Source organism: Ralstonia sp. 24A2 (assembly GCF_051783885.1).
Taxonomy (GTDB): Bacteria; Pseudomonadota; Gammaproteobacteria; order Burkholderiales; family Burkholderiaceae; genus Ralstonia.
Genome location: NZ_JBPVZD010000002.1, coordinates 1,112,321 through 1,124,886, shown reverse-complemented (window position 1 = coordinate 1,124,886; position 12,566 = coordinate 1,112,321). Strand labels below are relative to the sequence as shown.

Here is a 12,566-nt window from a genome sequence, read left to right as displayed (position 1 = left end):
CTCTCAGAAGTCGGACGGCCCATGCTTGGGGATCACGATGTTCCCCAGGCCAGTGCGATCCACCCCTTCGTCCAGCGGCGCACGCGGTGCCACGCGCCAGTCCGGCCCCGCGTTGAACGTTGCGCGCTCTTCGCGATTGTGGATGACGAACAGCAGATGGTTGTCCCACATGCTCTCGAAGCTCGCACGTGGGATCGCACGCGTGCCCATGGCCGGATCGCCCACCAGCACACGCCCTTCCTGCACACCCTTGACCACCACGAAGTGGTGATAGCCGTTCTCGCTCAACAGCACGATGGCCGGCAAGTGGGCGCCGCTCAATGCATCCAGCGGCTGCTCGAAACCATCGGCCTCGAAGCCTTGCGACTCCAGATAGCGTTTGATGTCGAGCAGCGAAAAGCCTTCTCGCCGGATCTTCTCCTGGTTGCCATGCAGATACATGGCCTGGAACACCGTCTGCTCACTCACCGGATAGCCGTACTGGTAGGTGAGCAGCGTCGCCACGGCAGCCGAACCGCAACTGAAGTCGAAACGCTGATGGATGGTGCGCAGAAAACGCGCCTCCTTCATGCTCGTCACCGGCATGTTGTAGGTCGCGCCACCCGTGCCGAGCATGTCGATCGAGCCGGCAAATGCCGGCCCACACGCCGGCCCGCATGCGCCGAGTATCAGCGCCGCACGCCACGTCCACCGCATCGCCACGTCCTTCATCTCGGCGTCATCAAGGCCTGAACTGCACGTTGACGATGGTCGCGTTCTGGATCAGCACGTTCGCCCCGCTGTTCTGGATGACCGTGGGTATCCCGGCTGCGTTGGTGAACGAGCCGTCGCGCACGATGTTGCCGCCCGTCGCTATGTTGACGGCACTATCGTTGCTGACGGTGCCCGAGAGACGCGCATCGTTGACGGTCTGGTACAGGTCCTGCGTCCCGCCGCGATAGCCTTCGAGCTTGTCTGCATCGACCGCATGACCGAACCCGGGCACCGATGCGGGCGCGGCGACCGGGGGACGCACCGCTTCCGTATTGACTGCCTGGAGACTGTCTGCGACCGGCGCATCTTCCGCCGCGATCACTGTCGCTGGCATGACCGTAGGCCACGCCGCAAGGCCGCATGTCAGGAACCATGCCGCCCATCCTGTTGCTGTTGTTCTGTCGGATCGCATCGAATGTCTCCCATACGTTCCAACTGCCGTTCCGACTGGGCCGGACCCTGTTGCGTGATCCAGCCCGATCAGCCACTGCCATCAGAGATGGCAGCGGCACTTCCCCGCTCATGCCTGATACCGGATCAGTGGCCGACATTCAGGTTGGCTTGCACGTTGACGCTCTGCTGGATGAGCGAGGCGAAACCGCTGTTCTGGTTCGCGATCATCACCCCGGCAGCCGATTGGCCGACACTGGTCATGGCGTTGGACATGTTGAACGTGCCGGCATCCACCGCCACCGCTCCGCCTGCCCCACCAGCACCGCCAACCGCGCCATTGCCGACGCCACCGTTGCCGGTGCCGCCCGCGCCGCCTGCTGCGCCCATCGCCCCCGTTGCGCCCACCGCGCCGTTGCCGGCCATGGACGTGGCTGAGCCGTTGGTTGCGCTGCCGTTAGTTGCGCTGCCGCCAGCACCGCCATTACCGGCCAGGTTGTTGGCCGCGCCGCCTGCTGCGCCGGCTCCACCCGTGCTTGTGCCAGTCGCTGCGCTAGTGCCTGTGCCTGCGCCGCCGGAAGCAGTGGATGTGCCAGCCGTTCCTGCGCCGCCAGCCGCACCGTTGCCGCCTGCCGCCGCACCTGCACCGCCAGTCGCCGCGCCGCCGCCGTGATGGCGGTTGGCATCGCCGCCACTGGCGCCAGCACCACCGCCACTGCCACCGCTGCCGCCGCCGGCTGCACTGTTACTGCCTGCCGCACCGCCCAGGCCTGCACCCAGGCTGGCCGACAGCGTGCCGGAGCCGCCGCCTGCGCCGCCGTTACCGGCATTGCCGCTGGCATCGCCGCCGCTGGCACCGTTGCCCGCTGTCGCGCTGCCGTTGGTCGCGCTGCCGTGCGTGACGTTGCCCGAGCTGCCGCCAGAACCGCCGCCGCCGCCCGCGCCACCCGCACCACCGGTGCCGCCATTGCCGCCCATGCCGACGCCGCCGTAGCCATTGCCGCCACGCCCGCCGCCGCCACCGTTGGCCGTGCCACCGTTGTTGGTGGCCACGTTGCCGATGCCCGATACGCTGAGGTTCGTCACCGTGCCTTCCAGCTTGGAGATGGCGATGGCCTTGCTGGAGTTGAAGGCATTGCTGAAAGTTGCCGTGGCAACGCTGCCATTGTTGGCAGCCGCAGTGCCATAGCCATAGGCAGTGGAAGCGCCGCTGTTGTCGCGGTCATTGCCTTGGCTTTGGTTGTTGTGTTGGTTGGAGTTGTTGGTGTTGCGTGTGCTCGTGCGCGAGCTTGTATTGGTGTTGGTGTCCGTCGTTGTGGTGGTTGTGGTGTTGGTGACAGTGGCCGTGCTGGTTTGGGTCTTGTCACCGGGCCCGGATGCTGAGTTCCCGATATCGGCCAATGCAACGCCAGAGACCCCCAATCCCATGGCGATCGCGGTGGCCAGTAAGGTCTTCTTCATAACGCACTCCATAAAGGTGAGAGGGGCGGTTGGAAGCGCGGCCGATGGGGCCGGCGCGCCTTGCCTGTGGGAAAAAACATCACCCACCCCGGGGCGCCGTGTTCGCATATTCAGTGCCAATTTCAGGCGCGCTCGCACGCCAAATCGCCAAGCAATTGAAAACGCAGTGAAATCCGATTTGGACGCGCGCTGCATGCGGCGAAAACACGTGGAATCGTGCCAAGGCATACGCATTTTGGGGGTGTCGTTCGCGCGCTTTGGTTGCACAGCCGAAACAGCAATGCGGCGACGGCGGCGTCAGCGGTGTTCCGTTGTCACACCAAGACCCACACCCTGCTAGCGGATCGCGTTGGCGCGGGTGTTCGAGTGCGCGTTCGTTTCAGGTGTTTCAACATTGCACCATCGGCGCATCAAGGCTCACATTGCGCGAGCCGACGCCAATCAGGAACGTGCATCCCGTCACGCACGTTGCAACGGAATTGACACGAGATTGCGGTCAGGCGCAGCGACACGCCAAACGCGTGCAGCGCTTTCCTGCGAGTGCCCCCTATCGGCAAGACGCGTGCGGGGTCGGTGTCTTGGTTTTCGTGCGGCGCCTCAGCCGGACACGCGCAAAAAATTGCGCACGGCAAGCATCGTCATGGCAACGACATGCCGTGCGCAACCGGTTCGCATTTCAGCGGAGAAACCGCGCAGGGCCTGCTCAGGCCGTTTGCGCGACGGTCAGCTTGAGCTCTTCGATCATGCGGTCACGCATGACGAACTTCTGCACCTTGCCGGTAACCGTCATCGGCATCTCGGTGACGAAGCGGATGTAGCGCGGGACCTTGTAGTGCGCGATCTGCCCTTTGCAGAATTCGCGAATCTCATCCTCCGTGGCCTGCTGACCCGGTTTGAGCACGATCCACGCGCACACCTCTTCGCCGTACTTCTGGTCGGGCACACCAAACACGTTGACGGCCTGCACCTTCGGGTGGCGGAAGAGGAATTCTTCGATCTCGCGCGGGTACACGTTCTCGCCGCCGCGAATGAGCATGTCCTTCACGCGGCCGACGATGTTGCAGTAGCCCTCGGCATCGAACGTTGCCAAGTCACCCGTGCGCATCCAGCCATCGTGGATGGACTCGGCGGTCTTGGCCTCGTCGTCCCAGTAGCCGAGCATGACCGAATAGCCCTTGGTGCACAGCTCGCCCTTCTCGCCCACGGGCACCACCTCGCCCGCGCCGTCCACCAGCTTGACCTGCAGATGCGGCTGAATGCGGCCGACGGTGGTCACGCGCTTGTCGAGCGGGTCCGTCACGGCGCTCTGGAACGACACGGGGCTCGTCTCCGTCATGCCATACGCAATGGTGACCTCGCGCAGGTTCAGCTCCGACACCACGCGCTTCATCACCTCGATCGGGCATGGCGATCCGGCCATGATGCCGCCGCGCAGGCTCGACACGTCGAAGGTCTTGAAATCCGGATGATCGAGCTGCGCGATGAACATCGTCGGCACGCCGTGCAGTTGCGTGCAGCGCTCTTCGGCCACGGCGCGCAGCGTGGCGAGCGGGTCAAAGGCCTCACCCGGAAACACCATGCACGCGCTGGTGGCGGTACACGTGAGCACCGACATGACCATACCGAAACAGTGGTACAGCGGCACCGGAATGCACAGCCGATCGCCGGCCTGCAGGTTCATCGCCATGGCAACGAAGCGCGCGTTGTTGACCACGTTCACGTGCGTGAGCGTGGCGCCCTTGGGCGCGCCGGTGGTGCCGCTGGTGAACTGGATGTTGATGGCGTCGTCGGGCGACAGCGTGGCGGTGATGGCGTCCAGCGCATCAACGGGTACGCCGCCTTTGTCATCCACGCCGCGCGCGATCACGTCGGCAAAGTTGATCATGCCGGGCGTGGCAGCCTCGCCCATCCGGATGACCCAGCGCAGCGCGGGCAGCTTGGCGGCGTTCAATGCGCCGGGTTGCTGGGTTGCCAGTTCAGGCGCCAGCGTCTGCAGCATCTCCAGGTAACGCGAGGTCTTGAACGCCTCGGCCGCCACGATGGCCTTGCAGCCGACTTTGTTCAGCGCGTATTCCAGCTCCGAGAGCCGGTACGCCGGATTGATGTTGACGAGGATGAGCCCCAGGCGTGCCGTCGCAAACTGCGTGAGCACCCATTCATAGCGGTTGGGCGACCAGATGCCGATGCGGTCGCCCCGCGCCAGCCCCAGTGCATGCAGGCCGGCGGCCAGCGCATCGACCTGTTCGGCAAAGTCGCGCCACGTCCAGCGCACACCTTGCTCGCGAAACACCACCGCCTCCGCGTCGGGGTAGCGATTCACCGTCGCTTCCAACAACGCGGGCACCGTTACGTGCGCCAGCGGCACCTCCGTATCCCCCACCACATACGACAGGCCGTTGCGTGGGCACGGATCGAATACTTCACCAGCCATGGACGTCTCCTCCAGTCAACGTTGGCCCTTTTGGGACCTTGTTTTGAATGATTCTTCCTACTGCGTTTGCCCGCAATTTGACGCAGCTTGACGCATTTGGCAATCCGTTCTCTGACGAACAATGACGCGGAACAATTGCTGCGCCGCAGCAGCAAAAATCGGCGGCCGGCACCGTCAACGCGCTAACATGCCGGACTGACGTTTTTGCCAGTGGGATGCGTGATGATTGTTGTAGTGATGGGTGTTTCGGGTTGCGGCAAATCGACGGTGGGCCAGAAGATTGCCGAGCGTCTGGGCTGCGCCTTCCGTGATGGCGACGAGTTCCACAGCGACGCCAACCGCGCCAAGATGCACGCCGGCATCCCGCTCAACGACGACGATCGCAAGCCCTGGCTCGAATCCATCCGCACCTACATGGACGAGACGACGAGCGGCGGCGGCTCGCTGGTGGTCGCCTGTTCCGCGCTCAAGCAGCGCTACCGCGACGTGCTGCGCGGCAACGCGGGTAGCAGCGGCAATACGGAGTTCGTCTATCTGAAGGGTGACTTCGAACTGCTGCAGGGCCGCCTGTCTGCGCGCAAGGACCACTTCTTCAACCCGAACCTGCTGCGCAGCCAGTTCGACGCGCTGGAAGAGCCGACCGACGCCATCGTCGTCGACATCGCCCTGCCGCCTGAGAGCATCGTCGACCAGGCGGTCACGCAACTGCAGGCACGCGCCGCACATCGCCCGGCGGCCTGAACCCCGGCGGCGTTAGCTGTGCCAGAGCTGCTGCAGCACGGCTTGCACTTCGCCGTTGCAGATGCGGCTCATGCGGTCCTGCTCTTGCGGCGTATCGATCTGCTCGTGCGCCTGCAAACCCAGTTCGATCAGCGACTGCGCGCGCGGTAGCCAGTGGCGCGTCAACTGCGTCTCCAGCTCGGCGGCAATGCGGTCCGGATCCCCAAAGTAGAGCCGCCCGCCATATTCGCGCTGGATCTCCTTGCGGATCACCTCAGCCGCGCGCGGCAGCACGGCACGATTGACGGCCACATGCCGCAGTTCGTGCTCTCGGATGGCGTTGTAGGCGCAGCTGCCGGGCGCAAATTCACGCGCCACCGTCACGCGAAAATCGCTCAGGATCAGCTCCACATCGACCGACGGCCGCAGGCACGTGGTGGGCGGTTGCGTCGGCAACGCCATGTAGTGCGTGGTGACGTCGAACTGCGCGCCAAGGGTGGCGTAGGTCTTGCCAAGGACCCGGGCGGCACGATCGTAGGGCGGTGCCTCGGCGGTCAACTGCCCGACGGAGCGGTCATTGGAAAACGTGAGCGGCGTTTCGTTGGCGTGCACCGTGACGGTCATCGGCCCGAGCTTCTCGTCGCAGATCTTGAGCCAATAGCTTTTGGGGGTCGATGTGCTCACCGGCACGGCGATCGGCCCGCCGTCGGTTGCTGCGGCAACCGATTCAATGGGCGCAAAGCGGACATCGGCCAACCGCGCGTGGTAGTGCCGACTCCAAACACCCACGCCGGCAACGCATACCAGCGCCAACCCCAAAACCAACACCCGACGCATGCTGGGCTCCCCGTCTGCGCTTGGCTGACCGGGGCGGTACGAGGCGGTACGAGGCGGCCGGTCAGATCATGCCAGTGTCAATTCCACTGGTTCTGTGCGGGCGGCGACCAGTCGTCTGATCTGCTCACCCGATCGTTTGAGCGCAACGCGCGCTTCTGGAAGGAAAGGATAGAAGATCGGCCACACGTGCGGAAGCCGACGGCCCATTTCTACCGAAACGGATACCCCGGCGGCACGCGCGCGCTCGGCCATTCGGAGGGTATCGTCACGCAGCACTTCACTGGTGCTGACGTAACAGTGCAGCGGCGGCAAGCCGGCAAAGTCGGCATACAGCGGCGACACCAGCGGATGATCCACCGGCATGCCCGAATCGCCCAGGTAGATCGTGGCGCCATAGGCCATCCACGCGCCGCGGAACATCACGTCGGATTCGTCGTTGTCGATCAGGCTCTGGCCGGTGGCCGCCAGGTCCGTCCACGGCGAGTAGAGAATCGCGCCGGCCGGTAGCGGGTCTGCCGCGTCGCGCAATGCCACGAGCAGGGCCAGCGCCAGCCCGCCCCCTGCCGAATCCCCCGCCACCACGATCTGCGCGGGCGACACCCCTTGCGCCAGCAGCGTGCGATAGCTGGCCAGCGCGTCTTCGACGGCAGCAGGAAACGGATGCTCAGGCGCGAGGCGGTAGTCCGGCACATGCACGCGTGAACGCGCATGTGTGGCCAGGCCAATCGTGATGGGGCGGTGCGTACGGGGGCTGCAGAAGAAGTAGCCGCCGCCGTGCAGGTAGAGCACCACCGGCGGTGGGTCATCCAGCATGTCGAGATCGGCGGGTTCGATCCACTCGCCGGTCAGGCCGCTGTTGGCAGGCACGATGCGCCATTCCGGCGGCAACTCCACCGGCGACGGCATCTTCCGCTTCTCCGCGCCGATGCGCGTGGCGACGGGATCGAAGGGCTCCCGTTCGGTCGGCCTCTTGATCTGCCTGCGCACCTTCCACGAGACGACCCAGTTCTGCCAACTCATCGCGCGGCCCTCTACAGCAAAATCCCAGCCTAGCGAGGATGCACTGCCCAGACAATCGGTTCGCACCCTTGTTTGAACACGGTGTGGGCGTCAGGCAACGTCTTGTGTTGCAGCCAGGGCAGCGAGGCAAAGCCGCTCCATCGCGCCCGTCCACACATCTGGCGCGGGCGGTGCATCGGGCAACAGCAGGCGATAGCGCCGTGCGCCCCAGATGGCCTGCAGCAGCGTCTGCAGCACGGCATCGTCAGGGCGGGCTGGCAGATCAGCGCAGGCATCCAGCGCCCGGCACCACGCGGTGCTCAGTTCGTCGAAGAAGCGCTGGTGGTGCTTGGGCTCGGCGATGCGGTCTTCGCGCATCAGCATGGCGTGGTCGAAGTACGGCGGATCGAGCACCGGGTCGCCGCAGGTCAGGCGCACGAGGTGGCGGATGCGCTCGCGCCAAGGCAGGTCGATGCGGTCAATCACCTCGCTCTGGATGCGCCCGAGCAATACCTCGATGGTGTGCCGCACGTAGCCGGAGAGCAGCGCCTCCTTGTTCGGGAAGTACTCGTACAGCGTGCCGACCGAGCAGCCGGCCTCCAGCGCCACCGCGCGCGTGGTGGCGGCCCGTGCGCCGTCGCGCTGCCAAATCCGAACAAACGCGTCGTAGATGGCCTGCACGGTGAACTTGGCGCGGCGCTGCACCGGCCGCTTGAGCGGCTTGGCACGGCGCGCTGGCGTGGCGTCTGCCTCGGATGCGTTTCCGAACCCGGCAGCCTGCGGCCGGCGATAGAGTGAAGCCATCAGCCCATCGATCCCGAGAATGGAGGAGACACCATGAACGCCCCGATGAATGCCCCATACGAGCGGCTCTTCACACGCAAGCATGCCCTAAACGAAAGCCGCCTGGAAAGCGCTGGTGCTGCCCCCGTGGCCGCGCCCGGCGAGGTCGTCCTGCGTCTGGACCGCTTTGCCCTCACCACCAACAACATCACCTACGCGGCCTTTGGCGATGCCATGCAGTACTGGTCGTTCTTCCCCACCGGGCAGGACGGCTGGGGCCACATGCCGGTGTGGGGCTTTGCCGATGTGGTGAGCTCCACGGTGGAGGGCATCGACGTGGGCGAACGCTTCTACGGCTACTTCCCCATCGCCACACACCTGCGCATGCAGCCCGAACGCGTGACGCCACGCGGCTTCTATGACGGCGCGGTGCATCGTCAGTCGCTGGTCTCCGCCTACAACCAGTACACGCGCGTGACGCAGGATGCGGCCTACGATGCAGCGCTGGAGAACTACCAGATCCTGTATCGGCCGCTGTTCATCACGTCATTCATGCTGGCGGATTTTCTCTCGGACAACGCCTTCTTTGGCGCGCGGCGGCTGGTGTTCTCCAGCGCATCCAGCAAGACGGCGTATGGCACCGCGTTCTGCCTGCGTGACACGCCGGGGCTCACGCTCACCGCGCTCACCTCCGCCGGCAATCGCGCCTTCGTCGACGGTCTGGGGTGCTATCACGACAGCGTCACCTACGGGATGGTCGATGGGCTCGACACGCTCGCCACCGACGTCCCCACGCTCTACGTCGACTTCTCCGGCGACGCGGCACTGCGCCGGCGCGTGCATGCGCACCTTGGCAACGCGCTGGTCTACGACTGCTTTGCAGGCTCCGCGCAGAACACGGATTTCATTCAGGCTGAAGACCTGCCCGGCCCCGCGCCGCAGTTCTACTTCGCGCCGGTGCAGATCCGCAAGCGCAATGCCGACTGGGGCCCTGCCGTTGTCACCGAGAAATTCAACGCTGCGCAGCGACGCTTCATCGACCACGTACGCGAACCCGCGCACGGCTGGCTCACGCTGATCGAAGAGCACGGCATGACGGCCGCGCAACAACGCATCACCGCGCTGCATGCCGGGCGCACGCATCCGCGTGAAGGCTATGTGATTCGCCTGTGATGAACGCGCTGACAGTACAGAGGCCAGCGTCTCCCTCACGCGCTTGAAGACGAGGTCGCGCACGCGCCTTCGGCTCGCAGCACTGGGCCGCCCCACAATCAGCGCGACCACGCAACGGTGCCTTTCTACACGTGATGCTTTCGTATCCCTGGGAAGGGATCTAACAAACAATCTACAAATTTATATATTATTTGAACCTTAATTGATTTCACCCCACCTCGATTCCCATGTCGATTGACTTTGCGCATTTCACGCCGGGCGCGGCCATGATTGGCGGCCTGATCATCGGGCTGGCTGCGGCCGTGCTGGTGTTGGGCAACGGCCGCATTGCCGGCATCAGCGGCATCGTCGGCGGGCTGCTGCAGCGCCCGCGTGGCGACATGGATTGGCGTATCGCCTTTCTCGTCGGGCTGATCGGGGCACCCGTCATTGCAGCGCGGCTCGGCCAGCCGGTGGTGTCCGACATCTCCGCCGGCTGGGGCGAGGTCATCGCCGCCGGTTTCCTGGTGGGCATCGGTACGCGCTATGCGGGTGGCTGCACAAGCGGCCACGGTGTCTGCGGGTTGTCGCGCGGCTCGGTGCGCTCGCTGGTGGCAACGCTCACCTTCATGGCGGCGGGCATCGCCACCGTGTTCGTGATGCGACACGTGGTGGGAGGCTGACATGCCGATCGTGATTGCGTTGATCGCGGGCCTGCTGTTTGGTGCGGGGCTTATCGTGTCAGGCATGGCCAATCCGGCCAAGGTGCTCGGCTTTCTGGATCTGTTCGGCCGGTGGGACCCATCGCTGGCCTTCGTGATGGGCGGGGCGATTGCCGTCGGCGCGGTCGCGTTCTTCATTGCGCGGCGGCGTGGCCGCTCGTTGCTCGGCACGCTGATTCAATGGCCGTCTGCCACGGGCGTCACCATGCGGCTTGTGCTCGGCAGCGCAGTCTTCGGTATCGGCTGGGGCCTGGCGGGGTTCTGCCCGGGGCCGGCACTGGTAACGTTGGGCGCGGGCGTGCCCAAGGCCATCGGCTTTGTCGGCGCAATGCTTGCGGGCATGGCCGTCTTCAGCGTGATCGAGCGCAAACGCTAGCCGCGCAACCCTCGACTTCTACAACAACACATAACCAACCCACAGGGGGCAACATGACGCTTCGCAAGCTCGGCGCTGCATTGGCGCTGGCCGTCACCACATCCGCATTCGCACAGACCACGCCCGGCACGCTGCCGGTGCCTGACGAAGCCACCATCCCAGCCGGCCCCGTCGGCGACGCCATCAAGCGCGGCAAGCTGATCTTGACCGACACCAAGCGCCAGTTGCCGCACAACGTCGGCAACGGTCTGAACTGCACGAGCTGCCACCTGAACGGCGGCACGACGCCGTACGCCGCGCCCTGGGTGGGGCTGACCGCCGCGTTTCCGGAATACCGTTCGCGCAGCGGTGCCGTCATCTCGTTGCAGCAGCGCGTAAATGATTGCTTCCAGCGTTCGATGAACGGCAAGCCGATCGCCTATGACGGCGAGGACATGAACGCCATCCTCGCGTATATGAAATGGCTCTCCAGCGGCGTGCCCGTCGGCACCAACGTGACCGGACGCGGCTTCGAGAAGATCGACACCGCGCTCGTGCCGAATCGCGAGAACGGCAAGGCCATCTACACACAACGTTGCGCCGCCTGCCACGGCGCCGAGGGCCAGGGCATGCCGAACCCGCAAGGCGGCTACTTCATGCCGCCGCTGTGGGGCAAGGACTCGTTCAACATCGGTGCGGGCATGGCGCGCCTGTACACCGCGGCGCCCTTCGTGAAGCACAACATGCCACTGGGCCAGGGCGGCACGCTGACGGCGCAGGAAGCCGTGGATGTGGCCGGGTTCTTTACCCAGCAGCCGCGCCCCGACTATGCCGAACGCGCAAAAGATTGGCCCAAGGGAGATCGGCCGAAAGACGCACGCTGACGCAACCGCGCCCAGCCAAGAAAAAAAGCCTGCGACGTCACCGCCGCAGGCTTTTTCTTTGACACATCAGGACGCTAGACGTCTCTTCTGTGTGAATCCCCGCTCAATACTCAGTTGACCTTGAGCTGACCGCCACGGCCCAGACCGCCCTTCACGTCTTGCGCCTTGTAGCTGCGCAGCGCAACGACCATCTTGTTCCAGGCGTCGATGAAGGCGACCACCGTGGCCTTGCCTTCCGGCGTGCTGGAGAAGCCAGCCAGACCGCCGCCCACGCCGCCGCCGAAGCCGGCCAGCACCGCGCCGTAGTTGGTGGCCGTCGAGCTGCCTTCCGCTGCAGCAATCTGCACGGCCGAACGCACGTCAAACAGCGTCAGCGTCACCACCGATGCCTTCGACTTCACGCTGCCAGCCAGTGCAGCGATGGCGCTGTTGCCCAGCAGGCCGCCCACAGCACCAGCCACACCGCCGATCGGCGAGTCGTTGATGATGATCTGCGGCTCCATGTAGTAGTCAGCGGCCACGCGCTGGCCCTTCTGCTGCTTGGAGCCGGCACGGTATTCGCCGGAGTTGCGCTGCAGATCGGTGATGCGCGACAGGCGTGCATCGGTCTTCTGGTTGCCGATCGACGTGATGATGAAGCAGTTGGACTGCTGCACAGCCAGGCGCAGCAGCGGGTCGATCGTGGTGATCTTGGTGGCGCTGCCGAACTGGCCGTACCAGTCGGCATTGCGGCCGTCATCCATGGCGATCGTGCCCAGCGGCGAAGCGCAGCGCTCGAGCGTCGGGTCTGCGCCTGCGCTGGAGCCGCCGGCGGCAGCACCGCTCACGCCGGCGTTCTGGCCTCCCGGGGTCACAACGCCACCACCCGCACATGCGGCGAGGGAAGCAGCGATCACTGCCACACCTGCAAACTTGGCAGTGCGGCTAAAGAGATTGGTTTTCATATTGTTTTGTGGCTCGAATTGAGTCGATTTCCGGCTTACGCGTCCTTCGACTCGATAAGCCCCCCTGGCAAGGCGCGCGACGAGTTTCCCCTCTCCCCAAAGCGCCTTAAAAACGCGATAACGCTTTCGCTTGTC

The 12,566-nt window shown here is 65.0% G+C and carries 13 protein-coding genes; 5 read left to right on the top strand and 8 right to left on the bottom strand.

Annotated elements, in window-relative coordinates; translation table 11 throughout:
* Positions 1–3 precede the first annotated feature (3 nt).
* The 4 genes from ACS13N_RS10170 to ACS13N_RS10155 all read right to left on the bottom strand — a co-directional run bounded on the left by ACS13N_RS10170 (position 4) and on the right by ACS13N_RS10155 (position 5,035).
* On the bottom strand, positions 4–696 hold the full coding sequence (locus ACS13N_RS10170) for a C39 family peptidase (RefSeq protein ID WP_438931550.1): 693 nt from the start codon (positions 694–696) through the stop codon (positions 4–6).
* Between the two features lie 25 nt (positions 697–721).
* On the bottom strand, positions 722–1,165 hold the full coding sequence (locus ACS13N_RS10165) for a hypothetical protein (RefSeq protein ID WP_438931549.1): 444 nt from the start codon (positions 1,163–1,165) through the stop codon (positions 722–724).
* 125 nt (positions 1,166–1,290) lie between these two features.
* A complete protein-coding gene (locus ACS13N_RS10160; RefSeq protein ID WP_438931548.1) occupies positions 1,291–2,604 on the bottom strand; it encodes a hypothetical protein in 1,314 nt (437 codons plus the stop codon).
* 703 nt (positions 2,605–3,307) lie between these two features.
* The gene (locus tag ACS13N_RS10155) at positions 3,308–5,035 is read right to left on the bottom strand and encodes an AMP-binding protein (RefSeq protein ID WP_438931547.1); all 1,728 of its coding nucleotides are present in this window, start codon (positions 5,033–5,035) and stop codon (positions 3,308–3,310) included.
* Positions 5,036–5,257: 222 nt separating this feature from the next.
* Here ACS13N_RS10155 and ACS13N_RS10150 point away from each other — a divergent pair, with 222 nt between their 5' ends.
* A complete protein-coding gene (locus tag ACS13N_RS10150) occupies positions 5,258–5,776 on the top strand; it encodes a gluconokinase (RefSeq protein ID WP_438931546.1) in 519 nt (172 codons plus the stop codon).
* 12 nt (positions 5,777–5,788) lie between these two features.
* On the opposite strand, the gene ACS13N_RS10145 is transcribed toward ACS13N_RS10150, so the two are convergent.
* The 3 genes from ACS13N_RS10145 to ACS13N_RS10135 form a co-directional block, all read right to left on the bottom strand.
* The gene (locus ACS13N_RS10145) at positions 5,789–6,592 is read right to left on the bottom strand and encodes a hypothetical protein (RefSeq protein WP_438931545.1); all 804 of its coding nucleotides are present in this window, start codon (positions 6,590–6,592) and stop codon (positions 5,789–5,791) included.
* A 66-nt stretch (positions 6,593–6,658) separates the two neighbouring features.
* Positions 6,659–7,612 (bottom strand): alpha/beta hydrolase, encoded by a 954-nt coding sequence (locus tag ACS13N_RS10140; RefSeq protein ID WP_438931544.1) that lies wholly within the window; start codon positions 7,610–7,612, stop codon positions 6,659–6,661.
* A gap of 90 nt (positions 7,613–7,702) precedes the next feature.
* Positions 7,703–8,395 (bottom strand): TetR/AcrR family transcriptional regulator, encoded by a 693-nt coding sequence (locus tag ACS13N_RS10135; RefSeq protein WP_438931543.1) that lies wholly within the window; start codon positions 8,393–8,395, stop codon positions 7,703–7,705.
* Between the two features lie 33 nt (positions 8,396–8,428).
* Here ACS13N_RS10135 and ACS13N_RS10130 point away from each other — a divergent pair, with 33 nt between their 5' ends.
* The 4 genes from ACS13N_RS10130 to ACS13N_RS10115 all read left to right on the top strand — a co-directional run bounded on the left by ACS13N_RS10130 (position 8,429) and on the right by ACS13N_RS10115 (position 11,487).
* Entirely contained in the window at positions 8,429–9,547 is a 1,119-nt protein-coding gene (locus ACS13N_RS10130; protein ID WP_438931542.1) for a DUF2855 family protein, read from the top strand.
* A 227-nt stretch (positions 9,548–9,774) separates the two neighbouring features.
* Positions 9,775–10,209, top strand: coding sequence for a YeeE/YedE family protein (locus ACS13N_RS10125; protein WP_438931541.1), 435 nt, complete (start codon positions 9,775–9,777; stop codon positions 10,207–10,209).
* A gap of 1 nt (position 10,210) precedes the next feature.
* A complete protein-coding gene (locus ACS13N_RS10120) occupies positions 10,211–10,624 on the top strand; it encodes a DUF6691 family protein (RefSeq protein ID WP_438931540.1) in 414 nt (137 codons plus the stop codon).
* Between the two features lie 53 nt (positions 10,625–10,677).
* On the top strand, positions 10,678–11,487 hold the full coding sequence (locus ACS13N_RS10115; protein WP_438931539.1) for a c-type cytochrome: 810 nt from the start codon (positions 10,678–10,680) through the stop codon (positions 11,485–11,487).
* A 110-nt stretch (positions 11,488–11,597) separates the two neighbouring features.
* Here the strand turns inward: ACS13N_RS10115 and ACS13N_RS10110 are convergent, their stop codons facing one another.
* Entirely contained in the window at positions 11,598–12,431 is an 834-nt protein-coding gene (locus ACS13N_RS10110; protein ID WP_438931538.1) for a hypothetical protein, read from the bottom strand.
* Positions 12,432–12,566: the final 135 nt, after the last annotated feature.